14 protein-coding genes and 1 pseudogene are annotated in these 14641 nt (G+C 55.6%); 11 read left to right on the forward strand and 4 right to left on the reverse strand.

Features of this window, described 5'->3' with window-relative positions; translation table 11 throughout:
- Positions 1 to 191 precede the first annotated feature (191 nt).
- The 8 genes and pseudogenes from traA to V9K92_RS00815 all read left to right on the forward strand — a co-directional run bounded on the left by traA (position 192) and on the right by V9K92_RS00815 (position 9978).
- The gene (gene traA, locus V9K92_RS00780; protein ID WP_337352877.1) at positions 192 to 3491 is read left to right on the forward strand and encodes a Ti-type conjugative transfer relaxase TraA; all 3300 of its coding nucleotides are present in this window, start codon (positions 192 to 194) and stop codon (positions 3489 to 3491) included.
- Positions 3488 to 4018 carry a conjugative transfer signal peptidase TraF gene (traF, locus tag V9K92_RS00785; RefSeq protein ID WP_337352878.1) on the forward strand — a complete coding sequence of 177 codons (531 nt, stop codon included), beginning with the start codon at positions 3488 to 3490 and terminating at the stop codon, positions 4016 to 4018. The genes traA and traF overlap by 4 nt, the downstream gene beginning before the upstream one ends.
- 28 nt (positions 4019 to 4046) lie before the next feature.
- Positions 4047 to 5174, forward strand: a complete 1128-nt coding sequence (locus V9K92_RS00790) for a conjugal transfer protein TraB (RefSeq protein ID WP_337352879.1) — start codon at positions 4047 to 4049, stop codon at positions 5172 to 5174.
- A 14-nt stretch (positions 5175 to 5188) separates the two neighbouring features.
- Positions 5189 to 5797 carry a TraH family protein gene (locus V9K92_RS00795; protein ID WP_337352880.1) on the forward strand — a complete coding sequence of 203 codons (609 nt, stop codon included), beginning with the start codon at positions 5189 to 5191 and terminating at the stop codon, positions 5795 to 5797.
- 191 nt (positions 5798 to 5988) lie between these two features.
- Positions 5989 to 6654 carry a helix-turn-helix transcriptional regulator gene (locus tag V9K92_RS00800; protein ID WP_337352881.1) on the forward strand — a complete coding sequence of 222 codons (666 nt, stop codon included), beginning with the start codon at positions 5989 to 5991 and terminating at the stop codon, positions 6652 to 6654.
- A gap of 216 nt (positions 6655 to 6870) precedes the next feature.
- On the forward strand, positions 6871 to 7920 hold the full coding sequence (locus tag V9K92_RS00805) for a class I SAM-dependent methyltransferase (protein WP_337352882.1): 1050 nt from the start codon (positions 6871 to 6873) through the stop codon (positions 7918 to 7920).
- Between the two features lie 31 nt (positions 7921 to 7951).
- Positions 7952 to 9352: a hypothetical protein gene (locus tag V9K92_RS00810; RefSeq protein ID WP_337352883.1), complete on the forward strand. Its 1401-nt coding sequence runs from the start codon at positions 7952 to 7954 to the stop codon at positions 9350 to 9352.
- A 93-nt stretch (positions 9353 to 9445) separates the two neighbouring features.
- Positions 9446 to 9978: pseudogene (locus V9K92_RS00815) on the forward strand (GNAT family N-acetyltransferase).
- A gap of 175 nt (positions 9979 to 10153) precedes the next feature.
- On the opposite strand, the gene V9K92_RS00820 reads toward V9K92_RS00815, so the two are convergent.
- Positions 10154 to 10384, reverse strand: coding sequence for a hypothetical protein (locus V9K92_RS00820; protein WP_337352884.1), 231 nt, complete (start codon positions 10382 to 10384; stop codon positions 10154 to 10156).
- A gap of 708 nt (positions 10385 to 11092) precedes the next feature.
- Here V9K92_RS00820 and V9K92_RS22760 point away from each other — a divergent pair.
- The 3 genes from V9K92_RS22760 (at position 11093) to V9K92_RS00830 (ending at position 12074) form a co-directional block, all read left to right on the forward strand.
- A complete protein-coding gene (locus V9K92_RS22760) occupies positions 11093 to 11365 on the forward strand; it encodes a glycoside hydrolase family protein (RefSeq protein ID WP_443094416.1) in 273 nt (90 codons plus the stop codon).
- Positions 11311 to 11460, forward strand: coding sequence for a hypothetical protein (locus V9K92_RS00825; protein ID WP_337352885.1), 150 nt, complete (start codon positions 11311 to 11313; stop codon positions 11458 to 11460). Before V9K92_RS22760 ends, V9K92_RS00825 begins: the two co-directional genes overlap by 55 nt.
- A gap of 362 nt (positions 11461 to 11822) precedes the next feature.
- Positions 11823 to 12074 carry a hypothetical protein gene (locus tag V9K92_RS00830; RefSeq protein WP_337352886.1) on the forward strand — a complete coding sequence of 84 codons (252 nt, stop codon included), beginning with the start codon at positions 11823 to 11825 and terminating at the stop codon, positions 12072 to 12074.
- 1 nt (position 12075) lies between these two features.
- Here V9K92_RS00830 and V9K92_RS00835 read toward each other — a convergent pair whose 3' ends face one another.
- From V9K92_RS00835 to V9K92_RS00845, 3 genes are all read right to left on the reverse strand, one after another.
- On the reverse strand, positions 12076 to 12351 hold the full coding sequence (locus tag V9K92_RS00835) for a hypothetical protein (protein WP_307277970.1): 276 nt from the start codon (positions 12349 to 12351) through the stop codon (positions 12076 to 12078).
- A 167-nt stretch (positions 12352 to 12518) separates the two neighbouring features.
- Positions 12519 to 12728, reverse strand: a complete 210-nt coding sequence (locus V9K92_RS00840; protein WP_307277973.1) for a cold-shock protein — start codon at positions 12726 to 12728, stop codon at positions 12519 to 12521.
- Between the two features lie 502 nt (positions 12729 to 13230).
- Complete coding sequence (locus tag V9K92_RS00845) at positions 13231 to 13791, reverse strand: hypothetical protein (RefSeq protein WP_337352887.1); 561 nt, start codon at positions 13789 to 13791, stop codon at positions 13231 to 13233.
- Positions 13792 to 14641 lie beyond the last annotated feature (850 nt).

Here is a 14641-nt window from a genome sequence, read left to right on the forward strand (position 1 = left end):
AGCGCAACGCGCATCCCCGTTTATTCTACAGTCGGCAAGGCCGGCACTTTGGTAGATCATCCCCTCCGTTCCAAAGGAGTGGTCCAAGGGCGCAGTAATACGTCGCTGTCGCGACCCTTTGCTGACATGGCCCGGTGTCAGCCGCTTCCGGACGAACATGATGTCTGTTTTGTCGTCGGAGAAGCTTCGCCTTGGCTATCACCCATTTCACACCCCAGCTGATCGGACGCAGTTCCGGCCGCAGCGCTCTACTGTCGGCCGCCTATCGTCACTGTGCGAAGATGACCTATGAGAGAGAGGCGCGGACGGTCGATTTTTCCAACAAGCGCCATCTTGCCCATGAAGAGTTTCTGCTGCCACCCGGTGCACCTGATTGGGCAAGAGCGCTGGTTGCTGATCGTTCGGTTGCCGCAGCGGCAGAAGCCTTCTGGAACCGGGTCGAAGCTTTCGAGAAGCGCGAGGATGCCCAGTTCGCCAAGGAGTTCATCATCGCGCTGCCGGTGGAGCTATCGAAGGACGAGAACGTTGCGCTGATGCGCCAGTTCGTGTTCGAACAGGTCCTGTCTCGCGGGCAGATTGCCGACTGGGTCTATCATGACGATCCCGGCAATCCGCACGTTCACCTGATGACGACGCTCAGACCTTTGACCAAGGACGGTTTCGGCGCCAAGAAGATTGCCGTCATCGGTGAGGATGGCCAACCCGTACGCACAAAACAGGGAAAGATCCGGTACCGGCTTTGGGCCGGTGAGAAGGAGGAGTTCCTGCAGCAGCGAGGTCGCTGGCTGGATCTGCAGAACGAGCATCTGGCGCTGCGCGGTTTCGAGTTGCGTGTCGACGGGCGCTCCTATGCCGAGCGCGGCATTGACCTTGTTCCAACCACGCACATTGGCGTTGGTTCCAAAGCCATCCAGCGAAAGGCGCAAACACAGGGATGGCAGCCATCGCTGGAAAGGATCGACCTTCACAATGCATCAAGAAAAGAAAACGCCGCCCGGATCATGCAGCGACCACAGATCGTTGTTGATCTTCTTTCCGATGAAAAGAGCGTCTTTGACGAACGCGACATTGCAAAGGTCCTGCACCGCTATATTGACGATCCGGTCATCTTCCGCAACGTCATGGCGGCCATTCTTGACAGCACAGAATTGCTCCGCATCGATCGCGATGCCATCGACATTGCCACCGGCGAGCATATCCGCGCCCGCTATACGACGCGCCAGCTGATCCGGCTTGAAGCGGCAATGGCAAAGCGTGCGATGTGGCTGAGCGAACAAGACAGCCAAGGTGTGCAGGCACAGGATCTTCAAGCGGTCTTGGCGCGCCATCATCGCCTTTCGTCCGAGCAGAGAACGGCGATCGAACATGTCACTGGCGGTGCACGGATTGCCGCTGTGGTTGGCCGTGCCGGTGCCGGCAAGACCACGATGATGAAGGCTGCCTGCGAAGCCTGGGAAGCCGCCGGTTACCGCGTCGTTGGCGGAGCGCTCGCCGGCAAGGCGGCCGAGGGGCTGGAGAAAGAAGCCGGTATAAAAAGCCGGACTTTGGCGTCATGGCAATTGCGCTGGCGCGAGGGCCGCGACACGCTTGATCACAGGAGCGTCTTCGTACTCGACGAGGCTGGCATGGTGGCGTCGAAACAAATGGCCGGCTTCCTTGAAGCGGTGGTCAGGTCCGGTGCAAAGATCGTGCTTGTCGGCGATCCCGAACAGCTCCAGCCGATTGAAGCCGGTGCTCCCTTCAGGGCGATCGCCAACCGCATTGGTTACGCGGAGCTCGAGACCATTTATCGGCAACATGAAGACTGGATGCGTACGGCCTCGCTCGCACTTGCCCGAGGCCGTGTCGCGGAAGCCGTCCTTGCCTATGAGGGCAAGGGTCGCATCATTGGCGAAAGTCTCAAAGAGGGTGCCGTGGCGCGGCTCATTGCCGACTGGAACAATGACTATGATCCGGAAAAGACCACTTTGATCCTCGCCCATCTTCGCCGTGATGTGCGCAAGCTGAACGAGCTCGCCCGCGACAAGCTCGTCGAGCGCAGGATTGTTGGAAAAGGACACGCCTTTGCGACCGGGGAGGGTATCCGTCACTTCGATATTGGTGACCAGATCGTGTTCCTGAAAAATGACAGCGGGCTCGGCGTCAAGAACGGCATGATCGCCCGTGTCGTTGAGGCGGCACCCGGCCGCATCGTTGCCGGGATCGGAAAGGGGAATGAGCGCCGGCAGGTCACGATCGAACAGCGCCACTACACCATGGTCGACCATGGTTACGCGACGACAATTCACAAGTCTCAAGGGTTGACCGTCGACCGCGTCAAAGTGCTGGCCTCGCTCTCGCTTGATCGCCATCTGGCCTATGTTGCCCTGACCCGCCACCGCGAGGATATGGCACTTTATTACGGCACGCTTTCCTTTGCAAAAGCCGGCGGTCTGGTCCCGCTCCTTTCGCGCCGTGCGGGCAAGGAGACGACGCTCGACTACGAACGCCATGAGCTCTACCGGCAGGCGCTGCGCTTTGCCGACAATCGCGGCCTGCAGATTGTCCGTGTTGCCCGCACCTTGCTTCGTGATCACCTCGAATGGACGCTGCGCCAGACACGCAAGGTAGCCGAGCTTGCCCGGCGTCTGCGCAGTGTCGGCGAAAAACTCGGCCTTGCTGAAATCAGCAATACCCCTGCCAGAAAGGAGATCAGGCCCATGCTCGCCGGCATTCCCTTCAATCCTTCTGCCCTGGAGGAAACAGTCGAGCATAGGCTTCTCGCCGATCCCGCTGTCAGGAAACAATGGGATGATGTATCCGACCGTTTCCGCTATGTCTTTGCCGATCCCGAAACCGCTTTCCGAGCAATGGACTTTCATGCGGTTCTGACCGACGACAAGGTTGCAAGGCAGACGCTTGAGCGATTTGTGGCTGCTCCCGCCTCCATCGGGCGGCTTGCCGGCAAGACCGGCCTGTTTGCCTCAAGCCTGGACAAACAGGCGCGGCGCGTTGCCGAAGCCAATGTGCCGGCGCTCAAGCGCAGCATTGAAATTTATCTCGGTCTGCGCCAGGCGGCGCAGGAGCGGATAGGCAAGCAAGAACAGGCGCAGCGCCAACGCCTATCGATCGACATTCCGGCACTCTCGCCGGCGGCGCACCTTGTGCTCGAACGGCTTGGCGACGCCATCGACCGCAATGATCTGCCGGCAGCCCTCGGCCATGCGATCAGCAACCCCGCGATCAAGGCGGAGATCGACATCTTTGGCAAGGCTGTGGCGGAACGGTTCGGCGAGCAAACCCTGTTGATGAATGCAGCGCGCCATGCCTCAGGCAGCCTTTTCGACAAGGCCGCGGAGGGACTTGCTCCGGCAGAACGCGAGAAGCTTGTAAAAGCATGGCCGCTCATGCGCACCGCCCGCCAGCTTGCCGCCCATGAGCGCACCGCACAAACGCTGAAAATGACCGAAAGCCTTCGTCAAGCCCAACAGCAGCAGGTGTTGAAGCAATGAGACGGGCGAGCGCCATCGTTATCATCACCGGCACCGCCCTCGGCTTCCTGGCGGCGGTCGGCACCGCCTGGTTTTGTGAATTCCGGTTCAACCTGACCCCCAGCGAACCACTCGGATTGTGGCGTATCATCCTGTTGAACCGGCCGGTTAGGAACGGCGACCTGGTCTTCGTGTGCCCGCCTGAGAGCGCATTGTTCCACAAGGCGCTCGAGCGCGGCTATCTCAGGCGCGGGCTTTGCCGCGGGGGCTACGCGCCACTGATCAAGAGTGTGGTCGCAACATCGGGCCAGCATATCAAGATCGACACGCACGTTACTGTTGATGGCACTCCTGTGACCAGCTCGGCCGTGCGAAAAAGCGATGGCAATGGCCGTCCGGTCAGTCCCTTTTCAGGCGGTGTCGTTCCACCCGGGTTCATCTTCCTCCACTCACCCTTTGCGAGCTCCTATGATTCACGATATTTCGGGCCGGTTCGGGTCAGTGGCGTGCTTGGTCTTGCCCGGCCGGTCCTTGTCTATAATCCCTGATCGGCAGCACGGCCCCATCCTTGTTACGATGTCAATCACCATCGGAACGGGCGGCTGGAGCGGCTATGTGCTTGCGCTTCCGGCAGTCCTCCTCTTCCCGGCGCTTTGGGCGCATGCGCGATCGCGCTGGATCGCAGCCCTCGTGTCGGCCGGATATTTTCTGGCAGCCACCCGGGGCCTGCCGCAGGGTGTTGCCAATTTCTATGCCACTGATCTGTGGCCCGGATTTCTGCTCTGGATCGGAGCCTCGCTGTCTTTTGTTGCCGTACATGCTGCACTGTGGACCAGGCATCCGGGAAGAGGAAGGGCGGTGCGGTATTTGATAGCGGCCACGCTGATGGCCGTACCACCCTTGGGGATTGCCGGCTGGGCCCATCCGATAACTGCCGCGGGCATGGTGTTGCCAGGCTGGGGGTGGTGGGGCCTGACGATCACTACAGCTGGCCTCGCCATCATGACAACGCGGTGGTGGCCGCTCGCCGCTCTTGTATTCGCAGGGTTTTGGCTCTGGTCCGCTGCGACGTGGACACCGGCAGATCAAACCGAAGGCTGGAAGGGGATTGATCTGCGACAGGGCAAATCGCTCGGCCGCGATATCGCGCTTGGCCAGCACCGGGAGCTGATCGCATTGGTTCACGTCGCAGCAGGTCATGGCGCTCGCGTTGTCGTGTTGCCTGAGAGCGCACTCGGCTTTTGGACTCCGACCGTCCAAAGACTCTGGCAGGACGGGCTGCGCGGGTCAAAAATCACAGTGATGGCAGGTGCCGCCGTCGTCGACAAGGCAGGCTACGACAATGTTCTGGTCGCGGTTTCGGATGATGAGGCAGAGATTGTGTACCGCGAACGCATGCCGGTACCGGTTTCAATGTGGCAGCCATGGCTTGGCTGGATGGGGCGGGCCGGCGGCGCCCGCGCTCACTTCTTTGCCAATCCGGTCGCGCAGTTCCAGAACAGGAAAATAGCGCCTCTCATCTGCTACGAGCAGCTCATCGTCTGGCCAATCATACAGTCGATGCTGCACGTGCCCGATGTTATTGTGGCAACCGGAAATGTGTGGTGGACCTCTGGCACCTCCATCGCTGCCATCCAGCGAACCAGTGCAAGTGCCTGGGCGCGGCTGTTCGCCATTCCCATCGTCGTCGCATTCAACATGTAGGAGGAATTATCGCAATGCTCGACGCAGCCCTTATTCAGCAGTGTGCTGATCCGTCGCTTGAAACCTCGCTCGTCCAGCATTTTATCGCGCGGGCGGGCTCTTCCGATCCGCTTGCCGTGACCGTCCGCTCCGGAAACCGCGTCATTCTCGTTGAAAAACCCACCACTCCTGATGAGGCCGTGGAACTGATCCGCCGGAACGTTGCCCGCAATATTGTGCGCGTCGGAATTACCCAATATCCGGCGGGTCTTGGCATCGTTGAGGCTGCCCAGATCAAAACCGACCTGGTCGAGAGCTGTGCGAATATCCGCATGGGGACGGCTTTGTTTGCCAAGGTCTATCGCATCGTCCTGAAATGGTACGGCGCTCCGGCGAACGAAGCGTTTGAGGATGCCATCATCGCATGGCAGACCGGCTATTTCGAAGGGAATGCGGTTTTTGGAGCGGCCGATCCGGGCGGCAACGGGCCTGTCGTGCCGGTACAAGAACAGACGGCTGCGACACCGGAAAAGGATGAAAATGAGCGGCCGCAGCATGAGGCCCGCCCGGGCACAGGGGCCGAAGGCGACCCGAATAGGGCGGCATTGCGCGTCGATCTCTCCGCAATTGGTGGCATCAAATGATGTGCATCCGGTCGAGGATCCGGTGCACCGCAATTCGTCAACAAGAAATATCTCATCGCCTGCGCCGGATCCTCGACCGGATGGAAACCTGCAATTTCAGTGCACTGTAGAGGAGCATGATGGAAAATCACCAACCGTCGCCGTTGCCATGGTCGTTGGCTGTGTTGCAAAAAGTGGGAAGCAAAAGGGATATGGATCTAGCCCTTGCCAAAATAAGGGACCGTTTCCGGTTTGCTCACCTGACCTTCCTCGTGGTCCGCTCCGCAAACCGGACGGACAGGTACCCGTTCTGTTGCACGACCTATCCAGAGGATTGGACCTCCCTTTATCTGCGCAACAACTATTTCGAGATCGATCCGGTGATCGAGCTCAGCCGCACAGGTTTTCTCATGCTCGATTGGTCAAAGCTTGACCGGCGCTCCTCGGGGGTGAGGGACTTTTTCGCTCAGGCCAATGCATTCAATATCGGAAGGCATGGTGCTACCCTCCCGATCAGAGGACCGGGCGGCGAACGCTCTCTCTTTTCCGCCACATCCAACCTGCCGAGGCTCGAATGGCGGCAATTGCGTATCGCGAGCAATCACAACATCCAGATTCTGTCCCACTACCTGCACGAGAAAGTGCTTTCCCTGACGGAGCTGCGGGAAAGCAGCAACTACCGGACGCTCTCCAGACGCGAGCAGGAGTGTCTTCAACTTCTGGCGCAAGGTCTCGTCCCCAAACGCATTGCTCCCAGATTGCATATTTCAGAAAGTGCCGTGCGCCTTTATCTTGGATCCGCCAGACGCAAACTCAATGCCGCGACGATCTATCAGGCTATCGGAAGGGCAAGCTTTCTTGAGCTAATCCGCACCTGACCGCCTCTGCATGTGGTCTCTCCGAATGCCTCCGGCGTGTTTTTTCCAACTACAATCCGCTCGTCAATCTGTCGAAATCAACAGGTTGCGCTGACGCCCCTCATCCATCAGTTCTACCCGATCACGGATAGCCGCAGGAACCCCTGTAGCGGGCCGGTTTCCAAAGCCTGGACTGGAGCGGCACCTGTCGTTTGGCATGATAGCGAGGATTACGCCATGGTGGACACAAGGACGATAGATGTCTGGCGGAGGGCTCCGCGCATCAATTCGTTTGCCGCCTTCTTTGAAAGAACCGCAAGCGGACTGGACGGGGCTCCGGACCTGGGCAAGCCGGAGCCTGCGATGGACCTGCTTTCGTTCGATCTCGACTGCATGTTGTTCTGGGACACGCATCGGCGTTTGTGGGGGCATTTCGACAGCCATTATTTTGCAAGCATTCCCTTTCGCCTCGAAGAGGAATGCCGCCTTGGCGCGGCGATCCTCTTGTTTGGCCAGACGGTATGGGCGCGAAGTGGCCGGCCGGCCACGATCTATACTCTGGGGGCAGGCGCCGGCACACTTGCAAGGGCATTGGCAAAGCTCGGGGACGGGCGTCTGAAAACGCTCAACTGCAGTCCAACAACGGGAAACCGGGTCTGTTTTTTTGCGCGAAGAGGCAGCGACGATGCTCACTTTTACCATGGACCATTCTTCCAATTGGACGATGAACGTTACGAGACAGATCAAACGCTTGAACCGTTCAGGGACGGATATGATGTGTTGCTGGAAGATACGACCTTTCAGATGTATGGCCCGGACCGGGACAACCAGACAGCTTTCATAGCGCCTAGGGTGAAGCCGGGCGGCGTCCTGGTGCAGGTGCAGAAACTGAACCACCCTAACCTTCAGGTCTATCTTGAGCGGGAACGTCAGAAAGACAGGGAGTTCAAGTCGAGGTTTTTTTCTACGGAGCAGATAACGGAAAAGAAGCGCGCTGTTCTGGATACGATGAAAGATCTCCAGGTCGATCTCGAGCGAACACAATCGGCACTTCAACAGCATTTCCGCTACGCCGTCGTCACGTGGAACAGTGGAAATTTCTACACCATCGTCTCCTCCAATTGCCTGGGATCGGTCCGTGATTTCGTCACATCAATGGTAAAGCCGGCGCTGCCTTCAGAGTTTTGCTACGAACAATTGCCGCGCATTCTCGTAAATGATGAAAAAGATCCGTTACCCTCGGACTGGACATGGCGCGCACCCTGGCCGATCGGCGGTGAAATGTGAACGGCAGTTTCTCAAGCAAAGGTAGATGGAAATGAGCAGAGAGCTGCGAGATTCGGGTTGCGATAATGCTGTAGAGGAGGTCAGAAGAGCATTGTCTTTTCTTCTGCCCGATCTTGACGGGTTCTGGAGGCGTTCGCTCAAGGATTATGCCTGTGCAGTTTATGACAAAGGTGCCCGCGGCCAATGTCAAGTTCGCGACGAGGCAATGATCAGGCTGCAAAAGTTTGTCGCGCGCATCGCGACAAGGTCAGGAGCCAGTCTAGCCGATGCAGAGCGTGCAAGTGCGCAAATTGCGGCTTTGCCGATCATACAAAGCGGTCCTCACTGTCATTTGCTGATCGAGACGGATGCCTTTTATACGCACCTGTTCAGCGCACTCGGCCTGGTGGCCCACCATTGCTCATGGCATATCTGCTACAGTTCTTCGACGGTCAAGTTCATAGAAAAATCCAAAAAGGGCCCCGGATGGCTTTCGCTCGGCAGCGAGGCGGTAAATGTTTTCGGTCTGTCGCGAAGCCGGATGGATCCTTTCAGTATTTGCGGCTTCAACGGGCGCTATCGATTTACCCTGTCCGGGCAAAAGGGTGAGCCAGCAAATGCTGCTGTCGCTAAGCTCAAAGTTATTTTGCCGGACCGGGACTTTCCGTCAGCAGCCGAGGCGATCAAAGCTGCCAATCAGATTCTGTGGCGCAGATCATTTCCTGCGTCCCTCGGATTGCTGCAATTCGACGATATCGACGTTGCTGACCTCGTGGCGGAACATTTTGAGGATAAAGCATCCTGGCTTTCGGCCAGTTTTGCCGGCGCTGGTTCCTTCGCGAAAAACATACTAGGCGTGTCGAGGCAGCTCAATGCAGGACCATGGGCGGGGTGGGTGCGTCAAACAACGGATTTTTTCTGGGGCTTGGAGGGCGGCAGGATATATCCCCTGCGTTTGAACGACGGATTCCTCTCGGGCGGATCCGATACGAGCTTGAAGATAAGGTTTGAACCCGAAAGCATTGCAATCTCATTGCGCCAACGCAAACTGGTGCCCAATCTCCTGGTGACGTTTCTGGTGACGTCCATTCTTCCCGGGGTTCGTGTCCTCGGCGGCTGCCGGCAGGTCATATATTATCCCCTCATGCGCTATCTTGTTGCCACCGCACTCGCGGCTTCAGATGATCGCGATCTGCTTGACGCAATGCGTGCTGACGAGCGTCCGAGCATGTGGGGACACCGCGTCTTGAGGCCACAGGACGGCTGCCCATTTCTGGAGATCGAGGAAAGCGGCGATGCGTTGGAGGTGGCTGCAAGATATGGCGGCAGACCGCTTGAAGGGGCCTGCGGTAACCTTGCTAGTTTTACCGATGATCCCCTTTGGGCAGAATTGTCCACGCATATCCGCCGGCGTGCAATTCATCCTGCTTCCCCGGAGTGGCAATGGGCATAGTTCTCATGGGTTCCGGCGCGAATGCGACTGGAGGACTCTCGAACACCGTCGCTGACCCGTACCGAAAGGAACCTTCATTTATGGGAGTTGTCCATGGATACAACGGAAATATTGATCAGGCGGATTTTCCCTGATGAGATCGAGATCTTCCGGCGCATTCGCCTCGAAGCCCTTCGTTCCGAACCGGTTTCATTTGCAAGCCGCTTCGAGGATTGGGCCGCACTTTCCCATGAAGAATGGCGTCAACGACTGCATGATCCCGTCTTTGTCGTTTTCAACGGGACGAACCTGTCGGTATCATGGGTTTATTGCGCCAGCGCCCTGCAAAAATGGCTCATCGCGCCACGCTCGTCATGGTGTATGTGCGGGCAAGTTTCCGCGGTACAGATTTGGCCGTATCGCTTCTGGACGTGGTCATCGATTTTGCAAAAGGAGAGGGGATCTGCCAGCTTGAACTCGCAGTCAGCGCAGAAAATTCCGCGGCGTTGCGCTTCTACAATCGCTACGGATTTATTGAGGTTGGCCGGATTCCCGGCGGGCTGCTGGATCGTGACAGGGAAGTTGATGAGGTCCTTATGGTGCGGCGGTTGAGAGCTGTACAGCCGTGCGACGCTGAGACAGTTTGAAGTGTGTGGTTATCGTGAACGCTGCTGCAGTACTCCCTCGCGTTGCAGATTTAGTGGAGCTGGCAAGCACTGGTGGAAGCACAATCAGTTCGAAATGGCTTGGAGACGGTGTCCGAAGGTCGGGCGGGTAACATGGCAGGATGATATCGGTGCTGAAGGGATAACGCTAGGCGGCTTACAAGCCTCGGAACCGGAATTGTCCTCGAGGACCGTCAATCGCGATCCGGTACCGTTTGCCCGATGGCATTTCCAGCGTGGTCGATCCCTCCAGTACTGCGGCAGCCAACACTTGGGGCTCTCCGTCAAGATCGCCTTTCGGGAGTGTCTGACCGTTGATGACCTCGAACTGCAACGTCGCGTGAACTTCGTGCCGCGCACCGTCTGCCAAAATTAAAATGTAAGGCATTCCAGGTTTTCCTTTAGGTGGACCCGAGACGCTCTGTTGCAGAAGTCTATCGGGACCGCGTCGAGTGCCCCCGGCAAGAGCGAAACCGGTTCCATTCATTAAAGTTCCAAAAGAAGCCAGCACCAAGGCTGGGCAAATTAAGTTCCTCACAAATGGCGCTCGAAAGGCGTGGCTGAGCACCATAGGTCACAACGCGCAGGATTGAATTTAGCTACACCGTACCCCAAGCGAGGCCTGATCCCTATGGGACACTTCGGAGTGGCGGCATCAGGCCTCTAGCCGACTTACGATCAGCATTACCAACAATAGCACTTTTCAAAGTTGACCACTACTAACACGATAGCCCGGTGCATGTTCAACCGAACAATGCCGGCCCAGTGCAATCGACACCGCAGCCATAATTACGATGGCCAGAAGATAGGGCCACGTTCGACTGAGATAAGGTTTGTCTTCCGGATCCATGTTCTGTGATCTCTGGGCTGACCAATTCTGCATCACTACATCTGATTCAGCAATAATCAAATTGTTCCTATTCAACTCAGGAAATCACCATGAAAACCAATCAGCGGGCGGGAGGCTATTGCTGCGCGTGAAGAAAATGTACTGACCGCATACGTGGCAATCTGACCACAGGTGTGGGCCATACTTCAGCCGCAGGCCGCCGACCGTCAAGGCCGGCATGAAAATAACCACTGCCGAGTCCGATGCGTGCTTTTCCGCGAACTGGCAATTTTCGAATCTTTTGTGCAGAACGGCGTCAAGCTCGATATGAACCAGAATGAGCTTGACGTTCTGGTATCGCTCGCCTTCAACATTGGCAGCGGGACATTGTCAAATTTCCACATTGATAAAAAGCTGAATGCGAGAAATCGTGTCGCACAGCCGATCAGTTCCTTGTCTGGTGCAAGGCAGGCGGGAAGTCCTCAATGGGCTCGTCACCCGCCGAGCAGCGGAACGCAAGCTGTTCCTCACGCTGGGTAGCCGACAAGCCGCCAGCAACTCCGGAGCCTGAGGCACATGCCTCGCTGCGGGTGGCGCTTGTCGCGATCTTCAACGCTGTTTTCAATAAAGCATAATCATGGACATCGCTCTTTTATTCCGATCATTCGGCAAATCCTTCAGGTGATCGGCCGGTATCTCGTCGGCGGTTGGCAATCTCGATGATTCGACTGTTCAGGCAATCACTGGATTGATCTGAATGGCGTTTTCTGGGCATCGTGGCTCTATGACCGCTGCTTGATCAACAAGCCATCACGGAATTAGCCGAGGACGCGGCAGCCGCTCAATCACAGACAAGAACGGCGTATCATATCGGGTTGCGGAGTAGGCCTTTGCCGCACAGATGAGGCCGGCAAGGAAACATATGATCGACCCGTCACGGTTCCTTCAGATTTTTCAAACCAATTAAGTTAGTATGAAGGTAGAGTGAGCGGAAATTATGCAACAGTCCGATGCGGTAGGCAAATATAATACATCCCTCAAAGAAGGTGATCCTTTGCAGGTATTGCAGAACGCCGACAGGGATGGCAAATGGTTTGAAGTAACGGTCATATCAGGCTCTGAGGCGGCCTTTACTGTGAAACTTGCAGATAATGTTCAAGAGGTGGTGCCTTGGAATTCAGGACAAAATCAGGAATCTGGAAGGTGCGAGATTAAACATTTCCGTATACGCAGGCCAATGATGGATTAATCTATGCACGATCAAACGTGAAAGAAGTCAACAAGGTCGTAACGAAATTGCTGGCTTTTTCTTTCACAAGTGTTTCTGTCCATTGATCGGATCCCCGAAGCATCAAGCCGCTGTAGATGCTGTCCACCGCAGCTTCTTCAATACGTTTGATATGGGATTTGAAGACGGCTTCATCGCCGGTTTTGTAGATATCACGCACGACCATCCGCAAAATTTCCTGCATGGCAATTTGCCAAGCCGTATTGATCGCCTGCAATTCATTCGCTGGATCTGGCATCGAAAGCTCCGTTGGGCTTAACTGTTTCTGGAATTGCCAGAAGCCTTTTGGCCCCGTTATAAGTGCTTTGAAAATAAAAAAGGCCAGACACATGCCTGACCTTCCCATTTAGTTTGCTTTCAACAGTGCCGGTACATCCGTGGTCAAAGGAAAGCAGGTACCAATTTTTAGATCGCCTGTAGATTGCAAGCTGACATTTTGCCGGACTTGTTGTCGCGTTCAAGGTCATATCCGACCTTCTGGCCCTCAACGATCTCACGAAGACCTGCGCGTTCGACAGCGGAAATATGGACAAACGCGTCCGTGCCCCCATTGTCTGGTTGGATGAAGCCGAAGCCTTTAGTGGAATTAAACCATTTAACTGTGCCAGTGGTCATAACGAACCCTTTCATAGCAATTATAGATACCGCAACGCAAAAAAGCACTGTGGATGGTGATTTCGATTTTGAAGGGGAAGTTCGTCCAGGGCACGTTGCCATCGTGCAATAACAAAAGTCTGACAAGCAATATCGACAATAGACAAATACGCCCAGAGTCTGGCAATGTCAAATTAACGTTCTCTTCTACCCTCAACTTGAAAAGCTGTGGCTTGCGACCGCTCGTATAACCGAACCCGGTAGCCAGCGCGGCATGACGGAAGTTGCGACTCACCCATTCGGTGGGTCACCCTTCCCTTGAAGGGTCTGTCCTGCATGAGTTGTTGGACCGGCCTGTTTATCAGTTCCTAATCAGTCCGGTCTATCTGACCGTCATGTCTAAACGCGCCAGCGTTCTTGTGTTGACCGCGATACCAGTTGATTTCGCAACGCTCCGCAAGCCCACAGGGCGGCCCGGTGCGACCGCGTTGTGGGTTCTCATGCTGATAACTTCGTTCCTTCGTCATAACAACCGGGCGATGAGCCCCAGCTCACGTGCTTCATCCGAGCTCAGGTAGTAATTTTCCTTGGCTCGCTCATAAAGGGTCTCGGCATCGATCAGACTGCCTTTGGCCAAGTCCTCGAAGCCTTCCCATTCAAGCCGGTGCGCCGTTTCAAGAAGCGATACCTGCTCTTTGGCAATTTGTATCATTGCACGCATTGGACCGTCGAAGTTCACGGATTTTGTTATACGGCGTTCATGGACCAGGAAGGTTGTATCTTTGGTTGCAAAACGATTAGGGGCCGGGAAAGCACCCATAATAGTCATTCCCGCTGAGTACACGATCGTTTTCCCAATAAAGTAGGCGGCCCTTCCGGAGTCGCGTATGAAGAGCGATATTTCGAGAGCGATACGACGAGCGATGTCGGCGTCCCCACCTTCCGTCATTACTTCGAGAACCAGATCTTCATTTGTGAGGCGAATTTGTGCGAGGGCATTAAGTACATCCCACAAGGTACCGCTTGAAATATTGCCAGCTATGCGAATGTTAGGTTGATAGAGCAGGGTAGTGTCCGCGAGCATAATGTTTGTCCTATGGTGGTCAGGGCAACACAGAACACGCCATTTTTGTATAAGTTCCCAAAACTCATATTGCTCACGCAACACGCGGCGTGAATTCAAAGTTATGAGTTTGTGACTGAGCAATCATACCCAACCAAAAGCAGCCGGTTCGACGATGAAGAATTTACGCAATATTGAACTGGCATTGCGTCATGCTTTAAAACGCTTTGGTCGCGATCCAGCCAATCATCCTCGTACGCGAGAGAGGGCATTTATTGCCGATCTTTTTGATCGGGGTCACCTGGATTTTGAACTACGAGAAAGGCGTGGCTAAAAAGATTGAAGTGGCGTCTCAAATCGAGGGTGTCACAACAAACCCTACTTGAAGCCTGTCTCAGTACACAATCGCCAGGTTCTATCTCGGCGAAATTAGAAATTGACCTTGCGCGCGGTAAGGACATTCGTCGCGAGATCGTGACCGTAGAGACGGTGATGATTTGGACAAATCGCTAACCGCTCCATTTATGAGGACATGTTGGTCGGGATGATCACGGGGGGCTAAGGTCCATAGAAGTTCAAGGGCCTGGTACTGATGAGCGACTGGTTCCAGGTGCGGCGATAGGTAGTGTGAGTAGAGATACTCTTAAGCGTTTGATGATTCGTCGCACGATTAAGCAACATCTCGATAAGGAAATTCGGTTCGCTGCAGTCAAACATCATCCCACACATTGGTATTTGCTGCTCATTGGCATTAGTTAAAAGCCTTTCCCATTATGTAGAACAACGTTTGGAACAAGTGGGTTAATGCAAGTATAAGTCTGGGGTGACTTTTATACGGTCGCCCGCTTGATAACAGTCTGTTGGTTTGCCG

The organism is Phyllobacterium sp. CCNWLW109 (assembly GCF_037203905.1).
GTDB lineage: Bacteria > Pseudomonadota > Alphaproteobacteria > Rhizobiales > Rhizobiaceae > Phyllobacterium > Phyllobacterium ifriqiyense.